The sequence below is a fragment of the Metamycoplasma equirhinis genome (genome assembly GCF_006385185.1).
Lineage (GTDB): Bacteria > Bacillota_I > Bacilli_A > Mycoplasmatales > Metamycoplasmataceae > Metamycoplasma > Metamycoplasma equirhinis.
This window is the reverse complement of record NZ_VFIX01000045.1, coordinates 1-578: the sequence shown is the minus strand read 5'-3', so window position 1 is coordinate 578 and position 578 is coordinate 1. Positions and strand designations below refer to the sequence as shown.

Genomic DNA, 578 nt, shown 5'->3' with positions numbered 1-578 from the left:
TTCCAGGTCGGCGATGCCACCACGCTCGACGGGCTGGACGGCCGGTTCGACACCGTCGTCGATTGCGCCTTCTACCACACCTTCAGCACCGCGCCCGAGCTGCAAAGGTGCTATGTGCGGGCGCTGCGCCGGGCCAGCAAGCCGGGTGCACGGCTGTACATGTTCGAATTCGGCGAGCACAACGTCAACGGGTTCAGCATGCCGCGGTCGTTGTCCGAGGACGATTTTCGCCAGGTGCTTCCGGTCGGCGGTTGGGAGATCACCTACCTGGGGACGACCACCTACCAGGTCAACTTGAGCGTCGAGGCCCTAGAGCTGATGGCCGCGCGCAATCCCGATATGGCCGATCAAGTGGCGTGCTGGAGCGGTTCCGGGCGATTAAGCCGTGGCTGGTGGGCGGCCGCGTACATGCCCCGTTCTGGGAAGTGCACGCCACCCGGGTGGACTGACTTTCACCGAGACTGACGTTTTGCAGTGAAAGTGCGAGAGGGCGTCTGCAAAACGTCAATCTCGGCGCTACACGCTACCGGGGACCAGGCGCAGCGAAATGGAGTTGATGCAATAGCGCTTGTCGGTTG

General features: G+C 63.1%; 1 protein-coding gene. It reads left to right on the top strand.

Translation table 4 applies throughout. From position 1 onward, the window contains the following. Positions 1-578: class I SAM-dependent methyltransferase (locus FJM08_RS08590; protein ID WP_211331349.1), on the top strand; the 578-nt coding region annotated here is incomplete at both ends.